Annotated in this window: 22 protein-coding genes; 9 read left to right on the plus strand and 13 right to left on the minus strand. The window is 36.2% G+C overall.

Annotated features, from left to right (window positions below; translation table 11 throughout):
• Positions 1–126: 126 nt before the first annotated feature.
• Complete coding sequence (gene ric, locus LRP83_RS14675) at positions 127–825, plus strand: iron-sulfur cluster repair di-iron protein (RefSeq protein ID WP_230497431.1); 699 nt, start codon at positions 127–129, stop codon at positions 823–825.
• A 110-nt stretch (positions 826–935) separates the two neighbouring features.
• On the opposite strand, the gene moaA is transcribed toward ric, so the two are convergent.
• Positions 936–1952 (minus strand): GTP 3',8-cyclase MoaA, encoded by a 1017-nt coding sequence (moaA, locus tag LRP83_RS14680; RefSeq protein WP_230497432.1) that lies wholly within the window; start codon positions 1950–1952, stop codon positions 936–938.
• Between the two features lie 321 nt (positions 1953–2273).
• Here moaA and LRP83_RS14685 point away from each other — a divergent pair, with 321 nt between their 5' ends.
• Positions 2274–2972, plus strand: a complete 699-nt coding sequence (locus tag LRP83_RS14685; RefSeq protein ID WP_230497433.1) for a Crp/Fnr family transcriptional regulator — start codon at positions 2274–2276, stop codon at positions 2970–2972.
• Positions 2973–3016: 44 nt separating this feature from the next.
• Here the strand turns inward: LRP83_RS14685 and LRP83_RS14690 are convergent, their stop codons facing one another.
• The 4 genes from LRP83_RS14690 to LRP83_RS14705 all read right to left on the minus strand — a co-directional run bounded on the left by LRP83_RS14690 (position 3017) and on the right by LRP83_RS14705 (position 5787).
• A complete protein-coding gene (locus LRP83_RS14690; RefSeq protein ID WP_230497434.1) occupies positions 3017–4138 on the minus strand; it encodes a TIGR04053 family radical SAM/SPASM domain-containing protein in 1122 nt (373 codons plus the stop codon).
• 192 nt (positions 4139–4330) lie between these two features.
• Complete coding sequence (locus tag LRP83_RS14695; protein WP_230497435.1) at positions 4331–4669, minus strand: DsrE family protein; 339 nt, start codon at positions 4667–4669, stop codon at positions 4331–4333.
• A gap of 2 nt (positions 4670–4671) precedes the next feature.
• Complete coding sequence (locus tag LRP83_RS14700; protein WP_230497436.1) at positions 4672–4983, minus strand: metal-sulfur cluster assembly factor; 312 nt, start codon at positions 4981–4983, stop codon at positions 4672–4674.
• A 24-nt stretch (positions 4984–5007) separates the two neighbouring features.
• Complete coding sequence (locus LRP83_RS14705) at positions 5008–5787, minus strand: prolyl oligopeptidase family serine peptidase (protein WP_230497437.1); 780 nt, start codon at positions 5785–5787, stop codon at positions 5008–5010.
• A gap of 190 nt (positions 5788–5977) precedes the next feature.
• On the opposite strand from LRP83_RS14705, the gene LRP83_RS14710 reads away from it, so the two are divergent.
• The 3 genes from LRP83_RS14710 to LRP83_RS14720 all read left to right on the plus strand — a co-directional run bounded on the left by LRP83_RS14710 (position 5978) and on the right by LRP83_RS14720 (position 7255).
• Positions 5978–6796, plus strand: coding sequence for a Cof-type HAD-IIB family hydrolase (locus tag LRP83_RS14710; protein ID WP_230497438.1), 819 nt, complete (start codon positions 5978–5980; stop codon positions 6794–6796).
• Positions 6797–6915: 119 nt separating this feature from the next.
• The gene (locus LRP83_RS14715; protein ID WP_230497439.1) at positions 6916–7068 is read left to right on the plus strand and encodes a hypothetical protein; all 153 of its coding nucleotides are present in this window, start codon (positions 6916–6918) and stop codon (positions 7066–7068) included.
• A gap of 1 nt (position 7069) precedes the next feature.
• Positions 7070–7255 carry a DUF3813 domain-containing protein gene (locus LRP83_RS14720; protein ID WP_230497440.1) on the plus strand — a complete coding sequence of 62 codons (186 nt, stop codon included), beginning with the start codon at positions 7070–7072 and terminating at the stop codon, positions 7253–7255.
• A gap of 178 nt (positions 7256–7433) precedes the next feature.
• On the opposite strand, the gene LRP83_RS14725 is transcribed toward LRP83_RS14720, so the two are convergent.
• A complete protein-coding gene (locus LRP83_RS14725) occupies positions 7434–8204 on the minus strand; it encodes a BsuPI-related putative proteinase inhibitor (RefSeq protein WP_230497441.1) in 771 nt (256 codons plus the stop codon).
• Between the two features lie 19 nt (positions 8205–8223).
• Complete coding sequence (locus LRP83_RS14730; protein ID WP_230497442.1) at positions 8224–9066, minus strand: YitT family protein; 843 nt, start codon at positions 9064–9066, stop codon at positions 8224–8226.
• 129 nt (positions 9067–9195) lie between these two features.
• On the opposite strand from LRP83_RS14730, the gene LRP83_RS14735 reads away from it, so the two are divergent.
• Entirely contained in the window at positions 9196–10059 is an 864-nt protein-coding gene (locus LRP83_RS14735) for a DegV family protein (RefSeq protein ID WP_230497443.1), read from the plus strand.
• A gap of 76 nt (positions 10060–10135) precedes the next feature.
• Positions 10136–10267, plus strand: a complete 132-nt coding sequence (locus LRP83_RS14740; protein WP_230497444.1) for a DUF3941 domain-containing protein — start codon at positions 10136–10138, stop codon at positions 10265–10267.
• Between the two features lie 19 nt (positions 10268–10286).
• Here LRP83_RS14740 and LRP83_RS14745 read toward each other — a convergent pair whose 3' ends face one another.
• Positions 10287–11165, minus strand: a complete 879-nt coding sequence (locus LRP83_RS14745) for a CvfB family protein (protein WP_435531361.1) — start codon at positions 11163–11165, stop codon at positions 10287–10289.
• A 127-nt stretch (positions 11166–11292) separates the two neighbouring features.
• On the opposite strand from LRP83_RS14745, the gene LRP83_RS14750 reads away from it, so the two are divergent.
• Together LRP83_RS14750 and LRP83_RS14755 are read left to right on the plus strand one after the other, a co-directional pair.
• Positions 11293–11784, plus strand: coding sequence for a YajQ family cyclic di-GMP-binding protein (locus tag LRP83_RS14750; protein WP_230497445.1), 492 nt, complete (start codon positions 11293–11295; stop codon positions 11782–11784).
• A 100-nt stretch (positions 11785–11884) separates the two neighbouring features.
• Positions 11885–12760 (plus strand): SDR family oxidoreductase, encoded by an 876-nt coding sequence (locus LRP83_RS14755; protein ID WP_230497446.1) that lies wholly within the window; start codon positions 11885–11887, stop codon positions 12758–12760.
• A gap of 66 nt (positions 12761–12826) precedes the next feature.
• Here LRP83_RS14755 and LRP83_RS14760 read toward each other — a convergent pair whose 3' ends face one another.
• The 5 genes from LRP83_RS14760 to LRP83_RS14780 form a co-directional block, all read right to left on the minus strand.
• Positions 12827–13864 carry a LacI family DNA-binding transcriptional regulator gene (locus tag LRP83_RS14760; RefSeq protein WP_230497447.1) on the minus strand — a complete coding sequence of 346 codons (1038 nt, stop codon included), beginning with the start codon at positions 13862–13864 and terminating at the stop codon, positions 12827–12829.
• Between the two features lie 33 nt (positions 13865–13897).
• Complete coding sequence (locus LRP83_RS14765) at positions 13898–15433, minus strand: alpha-amylase family glycosyl hydrolase (RefSeq protein ID WP_230497448.1); 1536 nt, start codon at positions 15431–15433, stop codon at positions 13898–13900.
• A gap of 74 nt (positions 15434–15507) precedes the next feature.
• Positions 15508–16350, minus strand: coding sequence for a sugar ABC transporter permease (locus LRP83_RS14770; protein WP_230497449.1), 843 nt, complete (start codon positions 16348–16350; stop codon positions 15508–15510).
• Between the two features lies 1 nt (position 16351).
• Positions 16352–17635, minus strand: a complete 1284-nt coding sequence (locus LRP83_RS14775) for a carbohydrate ABC transporter permease (protein ID WP_230497450.1) — start codon at positions 17633–17635, stop codon at positions 16352–16354.
• A gap of 191 nt (positions 17636–17826) precedes the next feature.
• The gene (locus LRP83_RS14780; protein WP_230497451.1) at positions 17827–19104 is read right to left on the minus strand and encodes an extracellular solute-binding protein; all 1278 of its coding nucleotides are present in this window, start codon (positions 19102–19104) and stop codon (positions 17827–17829) included.
• Positions 19105–19294: the final 190 nt, after the last annotated feature.

Raw genomic sequence — 19294 nt, forward strand, 5'->3', positions numbered from 1 at the left:
TGAAAAGTTGTCAAAGAATACATGTTAGGTGTGACGCTTGTCACCTTATTAATTTCCTATATCAAGTATCCTTGAGTTGTAAAGATAACTAATAAAACATTTACGATTTCAAGGAGGATATATTAAATGACATTTCCATTTACGCAAGACTCACTAGTAAGAGATATTGTGAACGAATTTCCAAAATCTAGCGATATATTTAAACGTAACCGAATTGATTTTTGTTGTGGTGGTAATACTCCATTAGCAAATGCTGTTGCATCAAATGGTGTTAATATGGAAGTTCTTCTTACTGAACTAAAAGACTTATATGAAAAAAATGAAGGTAATGGTCCAACAGATATGGAAGTGTGGATGGATTCTGACTCTCAAACGATTATCAATCATGTGATTGAGCGCTACCACTGTCCTTTAGAAGAAGAACTTACTCTATTAAGTCCTTACGTTACAAAAGTAGCAAAGGTTCATGGTGATGGGCATCCAGAACTGTTAAAAGTTTATGAGCTTTTCTATGAGTTAAAGAAAGAATTATTAGAGCATACAAAAAAAGAAGAAGAAATCTCTTTCCCTTTAATCTTAAAGCTAGAAGCTGGTGAAATTGAAAATCGTGAGGAAGCTCTCAGTCAAATCGCGCAATTAGAAAAGGAACATGACCATGCTGGTGAAATATTAAGAGAGTTACGTGAAATCACTTCAGACTTTGTTCCACCAGTTGATGCTTGCGGTACGTACCGATTAGTATACAAACGCCTTGAAATGTTGGAGGGCGAAACATTTATGCATGTACATTTAGAAAATAATATCTTATTTCCAAGATATATTTAAATTATTTAGTTATTCTCCATGAAAAGACTGCGACACAGTTCGTGGTCTTTTTAAGGTCAGAAAAACAGGAAAGCTCCCTTCTCAAATTTTAAGAGAAGAGAGCTTTTTTATTATCCACCTATATAAGACATTTCGATTTTCTTTCGGTTACGATGGGTTTCCGCTGTACGCTCATCTGAATAACGATCATCACGGCCATTCCAAATTTCTGTTACGCGATTAATAATGTCTTCATCAGATACGCCATTACGCATAAAGTCTCGAATATCATGGCCATTCCCATTAAATAAACATGTAAACAATTGACCATTTGCTGATAGCCTTGAGCGTGTGCAGCTAGAGCAAAACGACTCCGATACGGATGTAATAAAGCCAACATCTACATTTGTATCTTTATAATGATATCTCTTGGCAACTTCACCATAATAGTCTGGATCGACTGGCTCTAAGTCATACTTTTCCTTTAACAGATTGTAAATTTCTTTCTTGGTTACGACATCATCCATCCGCCACCCGTTTGTTGAACCTACATCCATGTATTCAATATAACGTAGCTGAAGACCTTCATTTTTACAGAATTCTGCCATTGGTAGAATTTCCGTATCATTTAAGCCCTTTTTTACAACCATATTTATTTTTACACCAAGTCCTGCCTTCCTTGCCGCTTCAATCCCATCAAGAACAGGCTTTGTTCTTACATTACGTCCATTTATTTGGCCAAACAATTCATCATTTAAACTATCTAAGCTAACATTGACTCGTTTTAATCCTGCATCTTTTAAGGATTTAGCATGTTGTGGAAGCAAAACGCCATTCGAAGTCAAACCAATATCCGTTAACCCTTCAATTTCACTTAACTTTTTCACTAAAATAGGTAAATCTTTACGAAGTAGTGGTTCACCACCTGTTAGGCGAATCTTCTCCACACCAAGGCTAACAAATATTTTAGCTAATCGCTCAATTTCCTCGTATGATAGTAGTTCACTTTTAGGTAGAAATGCAAAGTCTGGTCCGAAAGTTTCTGCTGGCATACAGTATTGACAACGAAAATTACAACGATCAATGACCGAAATTCGTAAATCTCTTAATGGTCGATTTAATTTATCTTTAATAATGGATTTTTCCAATATTATCAACTCCAATTTGGTAAACGCTTGGGTACCATATATTTTCACTTCATCTCGTATACCAATAGTTAAATAGCTTGATATCATTCTAACACATCATATAGGAGTTGAGATTGTAAATTCATAGAAATCAAGTGAACATTATGAATATTTTTCGAAAAATAGATAAACAACATAAATAACGTGTAAAACTTAATTGTATTATGACGGTTTTGTGAAAAGCCTTTTTGTTTTTACTTGAATGTGTTTTAATTACGTTATTAAATACGTCTGTGCGTTTTATCACAGTTATTTTTAAAAAATAACGAAAAAGGTGATTATATGATAACTAAGTTAAAACCTACCCATTCTATTGAAATAAAAGAACTATTACGTTTTGCTGACCGTAAATTTTACAGCCAAAGAGATACTTTCCTTTTTCAAGAAGGAATGGAAGCTGAAGAACTATATATTGTTATGTCTGGAAAAATTCAAATAAGCAAGATTACCACTGATGGCCGTGAACTTTCCTTAAGAATTTGTGGTGAAAATGATATTTGCGGCGAATTAACCTTATTCACGGATAATCCTAAATATCTCTTAAGCGCAAAGGTACTAGAAGAAGGTGAAATTGTTGCGATAAAAAAGGAAGTAATTGAAAGCGAAATATTTCAAAATCCTACCCTCGCATTTGAATTTATGAAATGGATGAGTGACCATTTTCGTAAGACACAAACTAAATTTCGTGACCTCGTTCTAAATGGAAAAAAAGGCGCCCTATTTTCCACGCTTATTCGTATGACAAACAGTTATGGAATTGAACGAAAAGACGGTATCTTAATTGATTTACCATTAACAAACCAAGATTTAGCTAACTTCTGTGGTACATCACGTGAAAGTACCAATCGTATATTAAACGATTTGAAAAAGGATGAAATTATCTCTATAAAAAAAGGGAAAATTACGATTCATGACCTGCAATTTTTAAAGGATGAAATTGGTTGCGAGAATTGCTCAGCGGTATATTGTAGTATTGAATAAATAGAAAAGCTCCAGCGCCTTGGTTGCCGCCGGAGCTTTTTTCATTATACTTGTTGTTTTTCACGCATGGATTTCGGGATATAAACACAGAACGGTTCGCTTTCTAAATAATCCCCAGTCATCGCGTATGCACGGGAACGAGATCCCCCACAAACATATCTGAATTCACATTGACCGCATTTACCTTTATACATGTCAGGATTTCTTAGAGCTTGGAAAATTGGTGATTCGCGATATATTTCTCCTAAGGACTGTTCACGAACATTTCCAGCTTTAACAGGTAATAATCCACTAGGATATACATCCCCAACGTGTGAGATAAAGACGAAGCCATTTCCGTCGTTGACTCCTTTAGGAGCACGGCCTAATCCATCAATAGAACCAGTTAAGCCCTGTTGCGTTAATGCATCTAGATATTGAATTTCCTCAGTACGCTCTTTAGCTTCTCGTGTTTTTTGTTGGATAACTACTCGACGGTAATGTTGAGCAGCTGTTGTTTTAATATCAAACTTAACACGTTTACTTAAATCATATAACCAACGAAATACTTTTTCATGCTCAACTGGTGAAATCATATCTTTTTCTTGGCCACGACCTGTTGGAACTAAGAAAAAGACACTCCAAAGTACACAATCTAATTCCTCAATTAACTTCGCCATTTCATCTAAATATTCATAATTATAACGAGAGATAACTGTATTGATTTGGATTGGTAGACCCACTTCATGTAAATATTTTATTCTTTCCATTGTTAAATCGAATGAACCAGGCGTACCACGGAAATGATCATGAATTTCAGCAGTATGGCCATCTAAACTAAATGCCCAACGAGCAAGCCCTATTTCTTTCGCTTTTTCAATCGCTTCTTTTGTCACGTTTGGTGTCGCACTTGGTGTCATGGAAACACGCACGCCTTTATCAATTGCATACTTTGCAATATCAAAAACATCCTCACGCATTAATGGGTCCCCACCTGTAAATACAAGCATAGGATTATTTAATTCATGTATTTGATCAATTAATTTCTTTCCTTCGTCTAAGGAAAGCTCTCTAGGGTCACGTTTATATTGAGCTTCTGCCCGACAATGAAGACATTTTAATTGGCAGGCTCTAGTTAATTCCCAAATAACGATAAATGGATCTTTGTTAAAATCTCTACTAAACATTGATAAGCGCCTCCTATTTAAAGGCAAAGGCCTTTTATAGGTCCATTATAAATCAGCTGTTCAAGTTAAAAAGTGAACTATCTCACAGATTGGGGTTATTTCCAGAGTAAACAATGTCAATTGTGTGAAAACCTATGAGGCATCACTAAACAAAAAACTGCCCACATATAAAATGTAAGCAGTCCATTTACCTTATGAAATTGTTAAAACCTCGAATTGTGATGCTAATTCTATAAAGTGACCCATTGAGCTTATTGTGCCTACTGATAGCTTATCTTCAAGCTCATAGTGGTCGACACATGTTTTACAAGCAAAGATGTGAACTCCCTTGTCCGCTAATTCCTTAAGATGTACGGACACAAATGATTCATCAGTTAATGTAAATACACCACGGTTCATACAGAAAATGGCATGAGGAAGTTCCTCCCTTTGCTTTAAGAGGGTAAAAAAGGTCTCCAACACAGATTCACCTAACTGTGCATCTCCTACACCTAGTTTGTCTGAACTAACTAAAATCACTTTATTTTTCATGATTAGCCCCGGATTCCTAGTGCAATTTTTGCATATCTTGACATACGATCTTTTGTCCATGGTGGGTTAAAGACAATACTAACATCTACTTCATTAACTTCTGGGATATCCGCTAAAGCTCTTTTCACTTGATCAACAATCGTACCTGCTAATGGACAACCCATAGAAGTTAAGGTCATTGTTACTTTCGTCAATCCATTATCGTCCATTTCCACATCATACACTAAACCAAGATTTACAATATCAACCCCAAGCTCCGGATCAATAACTAATTCTAGAGCACCCATAATATTTTCTTTTAATTGCTCGTCCATTTATAAAACCTCCAATGATTTCATTTATTTAGAAGTGATTACCTGTAGTTTCAAGTGAGTTTCAAACCAATCAATTGTTCTTAATAGCCCTTCTCTGCTCACTTGATGACCAGCCTTCTCATCTGCTAAAAATTCTACCTTATATTCCTTATTTTTAATTGTATCGTAAAACTGACTTGAATATTCAAATGGTACAACTTGATCAAATTTACCATGCCATAGTAACAATGGTCTCTTACCTAATTTTTCGGGTTGAAGGGATAAATCGTAATGCTTAAGTTGCTCTATTAATTTATTTTGTTCTACATCTGAAATAGGTAAATGGATTCCACGTTTTTTCATTTCCTGGATTTGCATGCGAGCAAAAGATTGATAATAAGGAGATCCCATTAAACTGACCGCAGAATGGATCCAGTTGTACTTAGTCAGTGCACCAAAGGTAATTATTCCACCCATTGATGTGCCAGCAAGTCCAATCTTGTCTATATCAATCCATTTTTTTGCTTCAAAAAATTCCTTAACACCATTTAATTCCTCAATAGTGGTTAGGACAATTTCCCAAAAACGAAATGATAATTCCTTGTGATGAAGCCCCTCTTGCCTTTCTCCGTGGAAAAGAGCTTCTGGTAAAACGACTCTGATTCCTTTTTCCGCTAATAAATAGGCATAATGAAGGTTATGCTCCTTAGCACTTGTAAACCCATGGACAAAAATAACGAACGGTAGTTGCTTTGATGCTATTTCTTTGTCAACAATATGTAATGAAGGAATTCCATTAATATTTAATTTCTCCACCAAAATCACTACAGAAACCTCCTAAACATCCTCAGTATATCGTTAATTTATGCCTATTGAAGTGAATTTTTTTACACTTTTGATAAAAAACTGTTAACATAGTTAATATAATTTCATTTCCACTATATCATGGAGATAAAGCTTTTCCCAAAGTTTAAACTTATGGGTTATTTATTTCATACGATAAGAAGGAGTATTTATGACTGATAGACATTTAATCGCACTAGATCTTGATGGAACATTGTTAAAAGATGATAAAACGATTTCACCTTTAACGAAAAAAGTGATTGAAAAAGCAAAGGAACATGGACATGAGGTTATGATTGCGACTGGTCGCCCATTTCGTTCAAGCGAAATGTATTATCGCGAATTAGAATTAACCACACCAATCGTTAATTTTAATGGTGCCTTTGTTCATCATCCATTAAATCATAATTGGGGCACCTACCATTCTCCACTTGATATTAAAGTGGCTTTGGATATTGTTGAGGCTTGCCAAGAATTCCAGCTGCATAATATCATTGCAGAAGTGATCGACGAAGTTTACTTGCATTATCATGATGAAAAACTTTTAGACATTTTTGGATTCGGAAATCCCTCGATTACAACTGGAGATTTAAGAAATTTTTTAAAGCAAGCTCCTACTAGCATGCTTATTCATGCTGAAGAACATCATGTAGCTACCATCCGTAAACATCTATCCGATGTTCATGCTGAAGTCATTGACCATCGAAGTTGGGCAGCACCATGGCATGTTATTGAAATTGTGAGAATAGGACTTAATAAAGCGGTTGGAATTCAAAAGGTTTCTGACTATTTCCAAATTCCAGCTGAAAGAATCATCGCTTTTGGTGATGAAGATAATGATTTGGAAATGTTAGAGTATGCTGGCCATGGAATTGCCATGGGGAATGGAATTGATTCAATAAAAAATATTGCCAATGAAGTTACACTTACTAATGAAGAAGATGGAGTGGCAATTTATTTGAATGAATTGTTAAACTTGAAAGCCATTTAAGCATTGATATCTCTTTTTTCGAACAGCATTGAATCACTCCATTTGGAGCATACTAAAAACGAAGCGGCCCAGGTGCTGTTTCGTTTTATAGTATGCTCTTATCATTGGAGGGATTACGAATGGGTAAACGCAATAAGTCCAAGCGCTTTGTACAGCAAGGAGTAGACGCAGTATCTAAGCACGCTGAACGCATCCCATATCACACGACTTACGCTGAAGCTGAAGCACAGAAGATGGCTAACGTGAAAAATTCTTCGCTCGGAGGAATTTAACATGGGAAACAGATTGTTTCAAGAGGCCAGAACCGCTGTTGAATTAGCTCAATCAGCACAGTCAAGTGAAAAGCAAACTGCCATTTTAAGAGCAAAAAACGCGTTAAGCTCAGCATATGCCAACTCGACAGTTGCTGAACAAGCACAGCTTAGCCAAATGCAAAGTGAACTTGATCAGTTAGAGTAGAGAGGTTATGCTGAAAGAAGCTGGTCCGAAATTTTCGGACCAGCTTTTTCATTTCAAGTATTTCCGGTAACAAGAAGTCCCTTAATCGTTACCGTTTTCTCGCTTCTCGACTATTTTCGGTAACTATTAGCCCCTAGTCGTTACGGCTTTTTCGCTTATTGAATTTTTTCGGTAACTATTAGTTCAAAAGTTTCGGATAAGGATGAATAATATTTCCTTTGACATCCTTTTCGTAAATGTACAGGATAAATGGTAAAGAATCGATATTGTTATCCTCTGGTAAATTCAATTTAAAAGAGAAATCTCCCCAATCTGGATGAACTGAATCAAGCTTAATTTTTGTTTCAGTTACCCATTCTTGATGTCCATCCTCGACAACATAATACAGTTTTCCTGTAGTGGGTCTAGCCTTCCCACTTACTAACATACTCCCCTCCTCTATATTTACCTTAACGTTTCTAATAATAGGGTTCTCAGGTGGTACAACCATTACAGCCTCATCTGTTAAGGTATGGTAGCCCTTGATACTTTCACCATTAAGAGTTGTTGCCTTAAATTGTGCATTTACTTTGTATTCACCAGGTTTTAGACTTTGTCCAGATGGTAGAACTACATTTTCAATCCAGATTTTTGTTTCATCAGGTTTTAAAACGAGTCGTTGAATGGCTTGGAGAAAAAATCTCCCTTTGGAATATTCATAAACAATTTTATCTTTTTTATCCGTAAGCGTGAAATCATACCATTGGGAAGTAGGTGCTTCAAATTCAAGCGTTTTATCTCCTTCATTTGTTAAAAATAGTTCAATATGAGCTTCGTCAGGACTAGCAATGGGGTTAATGAAAAACTGGAAGCTCATCCCGTCAGATTTTGTCGGTTGTTTCTCGGCTAGTACTCCTAAGGGTAATACACAACAAATTAGAAAACTTATTAATACGATTAATTTCTTCATAGCACCTTCTCCTAACATTTCAGTCTTTGCGGAAGAAACCAAAAATCCCAGTTGTTTGGACAATATTTGTAAATGCATTGGGATCTACCTCTTTAATAATCCTCTCTAAATCATATAATTCATAACGAGTTATGACGATTAGTAAAAGATCCTTGTCTTCATTCGTGAAGCCTCCCTTGGCCGGAACAGTTGTAATTCCTCTAACAAGCTTCGAATGTATGGCTTTTTTGAGGTCTTCTGCTTTTTTCGTGATAATCATCGCAGTTAATTTAACATGCCTTGTGTGGATGGCATCGATAACCCTAGTAGAAGCATAAAGAGTGACAAGTGTATATAGAGCTTTTTCCCAACCAAATAAAAAACCGGCTGTTAAAATAATAATGGCATTCATTAGGAAGAAATATGTACCAACAGGCTTATCTTTCATTCTCGATAAAATCATCGCTATTATATCGAGACCTCCTGTTGAAGCTCCCCATTTTAAGGTGATTCCTACTCCTAATGCAGCAATGACACCACCAAAAACGGAATTTAATAACAAATCTTCGGATACTTGTTTTATTGGTAAAACTTCAAGAAATAAAGACATTAGTACTACACTTATAAAGCTATAAAGTGTAAATGACTTTCCAATCTTTCTCCATCCCAATATCGCTACAGGGATATTTAATAATAAAAGCAATGTACCCGTGGATATTGAAAATGGGGTGAATTCGATTGTAATTCTAGATACGAGTTGGGAAATACCAGCAAAGCCACTGGCATATACATCTGCAGGAATTAAAAAAAAGTTCATTGCAATGGCATTTAATAAAGCTCCGATTAAAACAATAATGAATTTCTGAGTTTGAGACCATAACATTGACTCTACCTCCTCTATTATAAGTTTGTGCCCAAATTCACCGTATATCCATATTGCTTTGTAATTGTTTTTATTTGTCGAAACCTATACACTATTCATATAAAGAAAATGGGGATAGAAGGTGACCTTATGGCAGTAAAAATATTAGCAGACAGCGCATGTGATTTACCACTTAGTTTTTTCGAGGAGTACAAAGTAGAATTACTCCCGCTTAAAGTTCTACTTGGAGAACAAGAATTTGAAGATATTGTAACAATTCAATCAGATACGGTTTATGAGGCAATACGTGGTGGGCAATTTCCTAAAACATCCCAAGTATCACCCACTAAGTTTGAAAGTGTTTTTACCGAATTAGCAAAACAAAAACAAGAAGCCATTTATATTGCCTTTTCATCAGAGTTATCTGGAACTTATCAAACCGCCGTCATGATTCTAGATCAAGTAAAAGAAAACTACCCTGATTTTCAGCTAACAATTATTGATTCAAAATGTGCTTCTTTAGGGTACGGCCTCGTTGTAAGAGAGGCGGCAATTCTTGCAGCTGATCATCATTCAAAAGACGAAATCCTATCCACTATAGAGTTTTACACCTCTCATATGGAGCATTTATTTTCGGTTGATGATTTAGATTATCTAGCAAAGGGTGGCAGAGTTTCAAAAGCCTCAGCGTTTTTGGGTGGCTTATTAAATATTAAACCATTGCTTCATGTCGAAAATGGAAAGCTTGTGCCTATTGAAAAATTGAGAGGCAAAAAGAAGCTTTTGCGAAGAATGGTTGAAGTTATGAAAGAACGAGGACAATCCATTTCCCTACAAACAATAGGAATTAGCCATGCCGTAACAGAAGAAACTGCCTTAGAATTAAAGGCTTTAATAGAGCAAGAATTGAATCCACAAGATGTTGTGATTACTTCCATCGGCTCTTGTGTTGGTGCCCACACTGGTCCTGGTGCCATTGCGTTATTTTTCTTAAACGAAATTCCAAAAAAATAATTCTTACATACTCCTTTCTCATTCTACAGACAATAGAAACGTACATTCACTTTTCTATTGAAAGGAGTTTTTTCTAATGCCTCATACAACTGATAATGATAAAAAAGCAAAAGATAACAATGCCCTTAGACATGAAAAAAACATGATGCGTGAAAAAAATCGACAAGCAGGTAAAAATCAATATTCTAAGAAAACTGATCATAAATAAAAGCAAGAAGAGCAAGCTCCTATGCTTGCTCTTCTTCTTGTTTCAAATAGGTCCAACCCTTATCTTGATACACTTTTCCATCCTTCATTAACTTTCCAAGAGCTCGTTTAAATGCCCCTTTGCTCATTTTGAACCGATCCTCAATATCTTCCGGCATACTCTTGTCCCAATAAGGCATCGCACCATTTCGTGAAATTAAGTACTCCATTATGACATCTGCATCAGATCCCTGTGCTTCATGTTTTCTTGGGAGAAGAGAAATATTAACGGTTCCATCGTCCTTCACATCGACGATACGGCCTTCTATCCTTTGCCCTAACCTTGGCTCTTCCTTGCGCTGACTCTCGTGTATAAACCCTCTATAGCCCTCTGCGGTGATCATCCATGTACCAACCTTTGCTGTTCGATACACAAAGCCTTGTATATTTTTATTTAATTCTTTTTCTGTAGCCTGTATAGAGATTTCAGATATAATTTGTTCAGAGGCTATTTTTGCATATAATCGACCATTACGATTCACTCTTAACGTAGAATAAACCATATCCCCTGCCTGTGGCCAAACATCTCTTACAACAGGTAAATCATCTTTTCCTAGCAAAAGATCTTTTGAAATGCCAATGTCTAAAAAGACACCTAGATCAGGATTCATATCTACAACCTTTACCCAGCCATATTCACCTTCAGTAATATGTGGCATCTTTGTGGTTGCTGCCATTCTTCCACTTGAATCATTATAAATAAAGACTTCAACCTCTTCATCTAACTCATATTCTTTATCCGCTTCGTTTTTGTGTAAAAGAACATCCTCTTCTCCATCCGATAAAAAATAGCCAAACTCTGTTGTTCTCGCTACTGTTAATGTGACAATCGCACCAAGCGACTCTAAAATATATGACAAATTAAATTCCTCCTTATTAATCATTATTTCATCTATATATTAACTCTATTACCTAAAGTTGTTTGAACTGCTTTATTTTACTATAATAAAGACATAATTAAAAATTGTTTTTTTCGGAGGTTACATTATGTCTAAAGAGAGTTCATTTGATATTGTGTCTAAAGTTGACTTTTCCGAAGTCACAAATGCGGTTACTTCAGCGATGAAAGAAATTAAAACACGTTATGATTTTAAAGGAAGTAAGAGTGAAGTTTCACTCGATAAGGAAGAGCTAGTATTACTATCAGACGATGAATACAAGCTTGATCAATTAAAGGATGTCCTCATGAGTAAATTGATTAAAAGAGGAGTTCCAGTAAGGAATTTAGATTATGGTAAATTAGAAGGTGCTTCTGGTGGAACTGTTCGCCAACGTGCGAAGCTAGTTCAAGGGATTGATAAAGATAACGCGAAAAAAATTAACACAATCATTAAGAATAGCGGATTAAAAGTAAAGAGCCAGATTCAAGAAGATCAAATTCGTGTTACAGCCAAAAGTCGTGATGATCTTCAACAAATTATTTCAGCGGTAAGAGCAGCTGATTTAACAGTTGAAGTACAGTTTGTAAACTATCGTTAATGTTTATGGGGCGAACTATTTCGCTCCTTTTTTGTTTTTTCACGGATTGATTTGCCCAAAAGTGGAATAGCTATATTAGATATTCTAAAGGAGGTAACTCATGAGTCAATCAACAAACAATAACCAAAAACAAACATTTCCACCTCAACATCAAAACCAGCAGCCAGGCATTGAAAGTGAAATGAATCCTATTCCCAAATCGGTTGACCCCGGGTATCAGGGTAGTGGCAAATTATTAAATAAAGTGGCACTTATTACAGGCGGAGACAGTGGTATTGGGAGATCAGTAGCTATTTATTACGCAAAAGAAGGTGCTGATGTTGCTATTTCCTACCTTAATGAACATCAAGATGCAGAAACGACAAAAAATCTGGTGGAAGCAGAGGGTAGAAAATGTTTGCTCTTACCTGGGGATATTGGAATGGAATCCGTTTGCATCGGTAATGTCCACAAGGTCATTTCTGAGTTTAAGAAGCTTGATATTTTAGTTAATAATGCAGCTGAGCAACACCCACAAAAGAGCCTATTGAATATAACATCTGAACAGCTTGAGCGGACTTTCAGGACGAATATTTTTTCAATTTTTTATATGACTAAAGCAGCTCTACCACACTTACAAAACGGAGCATCAATCATTAATACCTCGTCGATTACTGCTTATGCTGGACATGATCAACTATTGGATTATTCTGCTACGAAAGGCGCGGTTGTCACCTTTACTCGATCATTGTCAGCTTCACTCGTAAAGCAGGGAATTAGGGTTAATGGAGTGGCACCAGGACCGATTTGGACCCCTTTAATTCCTTCAACTTTTACGACCGATCAAGTAGCAACATTTGGAAGCACAACTCCAATGGGTCGAGCAGGTCAACCACATGAATTAGCACCAAGCTATGTTTTCCTTGCTAGTGATGATTCCACTTACATAACTGGGCAAATGTTACATGTCAACGGCGGCAAAATCGTTAATGGATAAGCCATTCTACCATTTTTCTTAAAATCGACAAAAAGAAGCAGTGAATCATTCACTGCTTCTTTAACTTTAATAGTTTTTATTTTGACATGGCACTTCACAGGACAATCGTTTTATTAATTGATGCTGAATAATGATTCTCTTTACTGGTTCTTTCGGATTTTCCACCTTTTGAATGAGACTTTTTGCAGCTTCAAATCCCAAATCAAATATCCCGATATCAACGGAAGTCAGTGGTGGTCTAGACATTTCGGATAACATTACATTATTAAAGCTCACAATTGAAATATCATCTGGAACGGAAACTCCCATTTCATCTAGCGTATTCAGAACACCTAAAGCCATTAAATCATCGGCAACAACAAGTGCAGTTGGTGGCTGCTCTAAAGACAATAATTCTTTAACAGCACCTTGACCACCTTCACGTAAAAATTCTTCATGAATAATATATTCCTGTTTTAATGGTAAATTAAAATCTCGGAGTGCTTTTTCATAACCGAGCAATCGTTCCACTGTCACAACTAAATTTAAATCTCCACCTATAAATGCTATTGCTTCATGACCCAGATTGATTAAATACTCGGTTACTTCCTTTGTTGCTCGGAAATTATCATTATCCACATGGGTGATTTCCTCAACGTGCTTGAATGGCTTGCCAATTACTACAAATGGAAATTCACGTTTTTGGAGATAGGTTAATACCTTGTCTTCTACTTTTGAATAAAGTAAGACTACACCATCGACCCTTCCACCTTGAACCATTTGAACAACACCATCAAAGATTTCATCCTCCGTCTTTCCGGTTGTCATATGCAAAGCGTATTGCTTCTCATTTGCACCTTCACTTATTCCTCGAAGGACGGTAGGGAAAAATGGATTTTGAAATACTTTATCAGTCGAACTCGGCATCACAAGACCGATGGCTTGAGTACTTTGACTAGCAAGGCTTCTGGCGATAAAATTCGGGTGGTATCCTAACTCCTCCATTGCCTCCCTGACTTTTTCTTTCGTTTTTTCACTAATTCTCGGACTATTAGCGATAACTCGAGAAACTGTTGAGGGCGCAACATTGGCGAGTCGTGCTACATCTTTAATTGTAATGGCCATTTTTTACACCTCCTCTATATACATCTAAAAAAATTAGGTGCGCTTCTTTCTTGATTTCTTCCAAACTAGGAATATGAAAAGGAAAAAGAGTCCGTAAACAATTCCCATCATAATAAAATAAGAGACATTTATCCCTGATTTTTCCGCTAGGACATAAATTTCCGCTTCTTCTCGGTCAATAACTATTTTATACTTACCGTCTTTACTAGGAACTAAATCATTTGCTAGAAGTCCCCTTAGCTCTTTTCCCGCTTCGAGCTCCTTTGAGGTTAAAGTAACATGCTGAGTCCCTGAAGTATTATTTACTGCAATTACTGCGACCTCATCCTCGTAAACACGTTTATAGACGGCCATACCTTTTTCTTCATATAGTAATTCCATTGTACCTCTAGTTAAAGATGGAAGTGTCCTTCGTAATTCACCAATTTTTGTTATGTAATCAATCAATTCCTTATCTGTTTGGAAGCTCATTTGCCTACGATTATCAGGATCTTTTCCTCCATTTAAGGCAATTTCACTACCATAGTAAACAATAGGAATACCTGGTGTCGTATAAAGATAGGTTAATGCAAGCTTCCATCGTGTACCTGGATTTTGTCTATTTTGAACAATATCCTGTGTAAAACGAACGGTGTCATGATTATCTAAAAAAGTCCCCATTAAATAGGGTTCCTCATAGATTTTTTTGTTTCGTTCCCAATTGGAGAACAACCAATTCAATGTTTGATCAGGCTTTGCAAAAGCGGTTCTTAAGTGTTCCTGTAGTGGATAATCCACAAATCCATCAAGTCCAGCTTGATCATACTGGGCAATATAGTTAGGATCATTTGACCAAACTTCACCGAGTAAATAGAAATCATCTTTTGTTTCTTTCACTTTTTCGGAAAATTTTTCCCAGAAGGAAACCGGCACATGCTTTACAGTATCAAGCCTATAACCGTCTATATCCGTTTCTGTAATCCACCATGCGGCAGCATCCAGTAAGTATTTTTCTACTTCTTGATTTTCTTGGGCTAAATCTGGCAATCCGTAAATCCAGCCATTTTCAAGCTCTTGTTGATTTTCCCAATTAACAATTCCTTTATTTTCATGGAACCAAGCTTCCCTCGATTGCTCTGTAACCCAAGGATGTGAAGGGGCTACATGGTTTGCAACGAAATCTAATATAATTTTTATATCGCGCTTATGAGCTTCCTTCACTAGTTTCTTAAAGGTTTCGATACTTCCAAAATGTTCGTCAGTCTGATAAAAGTCTTCAATCCAATATCCATGATAGCCTTTTTCTGCATTGTCGAATATAGGTGTCATCCAAATAGCTGTAAAGCCCATATCCTTTAGATAATCAAGCTGGTCAATAATACCTTGGAAATCCCCACCATGATAGCTTAAAGGGTCTTGTACATTAATGTCTAAGTCATTGGAAGAATCACCATTATTAAATCGATCAACCATTAAAAAATAAATTGTTTCATCCTGCCATTTTCGTTCTTCTTTTTCAACTGCCCCAACTGGAAAGGCGTAAAAAAGAAGAAACGGAATTAAGATGAGGGCAAATAACCCTTTTTTCATTTCCGCTCCTCCTTCTATGTTGCATCGGTTTTTAGACCTGCAAATATATAATTTTTTAGGATTCCTTTTATAGATTATCCTTTTGTTCCCCCAGCCGTCAAACCTGATACAAAATATCTTTGGAAAGATAAGAAGAGAATGGCAATTGGAACGGCAATCAATACAGCTCCTGCTGCGAATGTAGTAAATTCAGCTCCAAACTGTTTGGCTACCATGTCATAAAGTCCTACAGCAAGTGTATATTTTTTCTCTGTACGAAGTAATATACTTGCAATAATAAAGTCTGCGAATGGTGCAATGAATGAAAACAGCGCAACGACTGAAATTATTGGTGTCGCAAGCGGCATAACAATTTGGAAGAAGATTCTTAAATGTCCCGCTCCATCCATTTTGGCAGATTCATCTAATTCTTTCGGAATAGTATCCAAGTAGCCCTTCATTAGCCACGTATTCATCGGTATTTGTCCACCTGCATATACCAGAATTAATCCTAAATGAGTATCAATTAATTTCGTCATCATTGCTAGGATAAAAATAGCAATTAAGGCCGCGAAATTAGGTATCATTTGTAAAACTAAAAAGGTTAATAGACCATTTTTTCGACCTACGAAACGATAACGAGAAAAGGAATAGGCCGTAAAGCTTACTAAAATGACCGTTAATAACATTGTCGCCACACTTACTTTTAAAGAATTCCAATACCAATGTAAGTAAGCGCTTTGATTTAAATCAAATAGCTCTTTGTAGTGGGCCAGCGTAGCATTTTTAGGAATAATACTCGACCCAGACAAGCTTTGACCTGGATTGAAGGAAGAGCCGACAATCCATGCTAACGGATACAAAATGATAGCAAACATCACTAAAATAACTAAATAGGTTAATGTAAGTCTGATGAATTTCTCTCTTTTAATACTCATATTACATCATATCCTCTTCTTGGAATGATTTTGTTCGTTTGAACTGCCATAAAGCAACTGAAATAACAATTAACGATAGCAACATCGTGATGGCTGCAGCCTTAGAATATTGAGCTGAAGTCATCGTTAAGCGGTAAATCCAGGATATTAAAATGTCTGTACCACCGGCATTCGACCCTGGTAGAGCAGGTCCGCCACCATTAAATAAATAAATTAAATTAAAGTTATTAAAGTTAAATGTGTATTGTGTGATTAAGATTGGTGCAGTTGCAAATAAGACAAGTGGTAATGTAATATTTTTAAACTTTTGAAAACTACTCGCTCCATCTACTGTGGCTGCTTCATATAATTCCTCTGGAATCGACTGAAGCACCCCAGTTGTCATAGCAAAAATAAATGGAAATCCAAGCCAGGATTGAATCATAATTAAAGCAATTCGTGTATATAAAGGTTCTGTCATCCATTTAATTGGCTCAATTCCAAAGAAAGCAATAATATCTTTATTAATCGTTCCGAAAGTTTCATTAAACATACCTGCAAAAACTAGAATCGAAACAAAGGCAGGTACGGCCCAAGGTAAGATAAATACTGTACGGATAATCGCTTTTCCCTTAACATCTTTTTGATTAACTATAATCGCTAGGAAAACTCCTAAAGCTACTTGAAATGTAGTAGCTACAAATGTCCAAACCAAAGTCCATCCTAAAACGCTAAAAAACGTTTGGCGCCAAATATCAATTTTAAAAATATCAAGGAAGTTTTTAAACCCTACCCAATCAACTAATTTAGCAGGTGGTGAATGGTAAAGGTCATAGTTCGTAAAGGCAAGCAATACGACAAATAGAATCGGAAAAATAACAACAAAGACGAGCAATAAAAATCCTGGAGACATAATTAGGTACGGGAACCCATTATCAATAAGATTTCGATATTGTTCCTTTATGTTACTTAACCGCTCACCTTCATCCCTTTTTTGGCCATTTTTATAAGCATCTCGTAGATTAAAGAGATAAAATCCGAGACCAAAAACAACAACTATTAGAGCTAATATACCTTCTACAAGTAGGAATACAGAATGATCACGAAATGGTTTTTCACCTAGTGTAATTAGTCCCCATAATCCCATATTAAGTAAATCACGAAACACTATGAAAAAAGAAGCAGCTAATACTAGAAAGGAAATTCCCTTTAAATATTGCTTGTGATACAGTTGCCCCAATCCTGGAATGATTGAAAGGATAAGCGCATTTCTTTGATGTTTGGTTGGATAGGATCCTTTTGACATCCTATAAATCCCCTTTCCACAGACAATTAGTTTTAATAAAGTATCTCTTCAGATGCTTGATGAGAAAAAAATGAAGTTTTTTTGCTCATGAAGCACCTGACACAATAATCAATTTCAAAAATAACCTCATACTTTATTAAAATAGAGCGGGTACCTCCCTAGAGAGGTACCACATTAACTATTTATTATAATTACTTAGAATGATTTGCTTCAATATTTTGCTTAATTTGGTCAACAGCTGAATCCATTGCTGCTTTTGGTGCTGCTTTCCCTGTTACAACTGTTTGAAGTGCATCAGCCATTGGCTTCCATACTTCTCCCATTTCAGGAATGTTTGGCATTGGAACTGCATATTGAGATTGTTCAGCAACTGCTTTAGCGCCTTCATTTTCTGTAATAGCTGGATCTTCTATTAATGCAACGTTAGTCGGAACTTCTGCGTGTTGCTCATAACGATATTTAGAATTTTCATCATTTGTCATAAATTCAACAAATTTTGTTGCCCATTCTTGGTTTTTAGAGAAGGCTGAAACATGGTATCCTTTAACACCCATGAATGTTTTTACATGCTCGCCGTTAGGAAGTGTAGGCATTGCTACCATACCAATGTTAATACCTGCATCCTTATATGGTTGGAATGCCCAAGGACCGCTCATTACAGCAGCTACTTTACCTTCTTGGAATAATCCGTCCATTGCAGATCCGCCACTTTCACCAACGATACCCGCTGGGAATAAGCCTTCTGAATACCACTTTTGAATATATTCAGTACCTGCTATAGCACCTTCATTATTTAAGCCTAGGTTTTGTGGATCAAGAGTTCCGTTATCATTATTGAATACGTATCCTCCCATACCACCGATGATTCCATGAGCAAAATAGAAATTATCCCAAAGAGCAAGGAATCCATAATTTTCACCTTTAGTGAAATCTTTTGAGAATGTAAATAGTTCATCCATTGTTGCTGGAGGCTCGCTCATTAAATCTTTATTGTAAATAAATACAGGTGTTTCTGAAGATTTTGGTAAACCATATAGTTGACCATCAAACGTTTGAGCTGAAATGGAAGAATCTGAGAAAAGTGCAATTGTCTCATCACTTACAGTAAGTGGAGCAATTAAGCCTTCTGTTGCAACTTGACCGATTTGGTCATGTGGTAAAGTTACTACGTCTGGACCAGTTCCAGCTGGACCATCTAAACGTAATTGATCACGCATTTTTGTCGCCATTTCTACTTCTTGGAATTCGATTTTAATTCCGTGTTCTGCTTCAAAATCAGCAGCTACTTTTTCTAACCAACCAGATTTGTCTTTATCTTCCCATACTACTAACTTTTCTGGCTTGTTTGCTGTTTCTTCTTCCTTTGTACCTGTATCAGTTGCTGTGTCTTCGTCCTCTTTAGGACCACAAGCAGCTAACACACCCAATAATAAAACGAACATCATAAAAATGGATAACGCTTTCTTCAAGGTAACCCCTCCTATAAATATGTAATCTCTTTTATATATTGTACAGCCATTCTTTTTTAATGTAAGCAAGTAGTTAGATTTTTATTAGCGCTTACATTTTGCGAAAACGATTGCACAACTTATTTACTATTATAAGGTTTATTAGGATTTTGACAACTAGTTTTGATAAAATATTTTTTATTCATTCCAT

The organism is Pseudoneobacillus rhizosphaerae (assembly GCF_917563885.1).
GTDB classification, from domain to species: Bacteria; Bacillota; Bacilli; order Bacillales; family Cytobacillaceae; genus Pseudoneobacillus; species Pseudoneobacillus rhizosphaerae.

Coding starts and splice junctions, on each gene's coding strand:
- LRP83_RS14775 (WP_230497450.1), bottom strand. CDS start 17,635: ATGTCAAAAGGATCCTATCCAACCAAACATCAAAGAAATGCGCTTATC.
- LRP83_RS14720 (WP_230497440.1), top strand. CDS start 7,070: ATGGGAAACAGATTGTTTCAAGAGGCCAGAACCGCTGTTGAATTAGCT.
- LRP83_RS14765 (WP_230497448.1), bottom strand. CDS start 15,433: ATGAAAAAAGGGTTATTTGCCCTCATCTTAATTCCGTTTCTTCTTTTT.
- LRP83_RS14770 (WP_230497449.1), bottom strand. CDS start 16,350: ATGAGTATTAAAAGAGAGAAATTCATCAGACTTACATTAACCTATTTA.
- LRP83_RS14730 (WP_230497442.1), bottom strand. CDS start 9,066: ATGTTATGGTCTCAAACTCAGAAATTCATTATTGTTTTAATCGGAGCT.
- LRP83_RS14695 (WP_230497435.1), bottom strand. CDS start 4,669: ATGAAAAATAAAGTGATTTTAGTTAGTTCAGACAAACTAGGTGTAGGA.
- ric (WP_230497431.1), top strand. CDS start 127: ATGACATTTCCATTTACGCAAGACTCACTAGTAAGAGATATTGTGAAC.
- LRP83_RS14735 (WP_230497443.1), top strand. CDS start 9,196: ATGGCAGTAAAAATATTAGCAGACAGCGCATGTGATTTACCACTTAGT.
- LRP83_RS14725 (WP_230497441.1), bottom strand. CDS start 8,204: ATGAAGAAATTAATCGTATTAATAAGTTTTCTAATTTGTTGTGTATTA.
- LRP83_RS14710 (WP_230497438.1), top strand. CDS start 5,978: ATGACTGATAGACATTTAATCGCACTAGATCTTGATGGAACATTGTTA.
- LRP83_RS14750 (WP_230497445.1), top strand. CDS start 11,293: ATGTCTAAAGAGAGTTCATTTGATATTGTGTCTAAAGTTGACTTTTCC.
- LRP83_RS14715 (WP_230497439.1), top strand. CDS start 6,916: ATGGGTAAACGCAATAAGTCCAAGCGCTTTGTACAGCAAGGAGTAGAC.
- LRP83_RS14685 (WP_230497433.1), top strand. CDS start 2,274: ATGATAACTAAGTTAAAACCTACCCATTCTATTGAAATAAAAGAACTA.
- LRP83_RS14690 (WP_230497434.1), bottom strand. CDS start 4,138: ATGTTTAGTAGAGATTTTAACAAAGATCCATTTATCGTTATTTGGGAA.
- LRP83_RS14755 (WP_230497446.1), top strand. CDS start 11,885: ATGAGTCAATCAACAAACAATAACCAAAAACAAACATTTCCACCTCAA.
- LRP83_RS14700 (WP_230497436.1), bottom strand. CDS start 4,983: ATGGACGAGCAATTAAAAGAAAATATTATGGGTGCTCTAGAATTAGTT.
- LRP83_RS14760 (WP_230497447.1), bottom strand. CDS start 13,864: ATGGCCATTACAATTAAAGATGTAGCACGACTCGCCAATGTTGCGCCC.
- LRP83_RS14740 (WP_230497444.1), top strand. CDS start 10,136: ATGCCTCATACAACTGATAATGATAAAAAAGCAAAAGATAACAATGCC.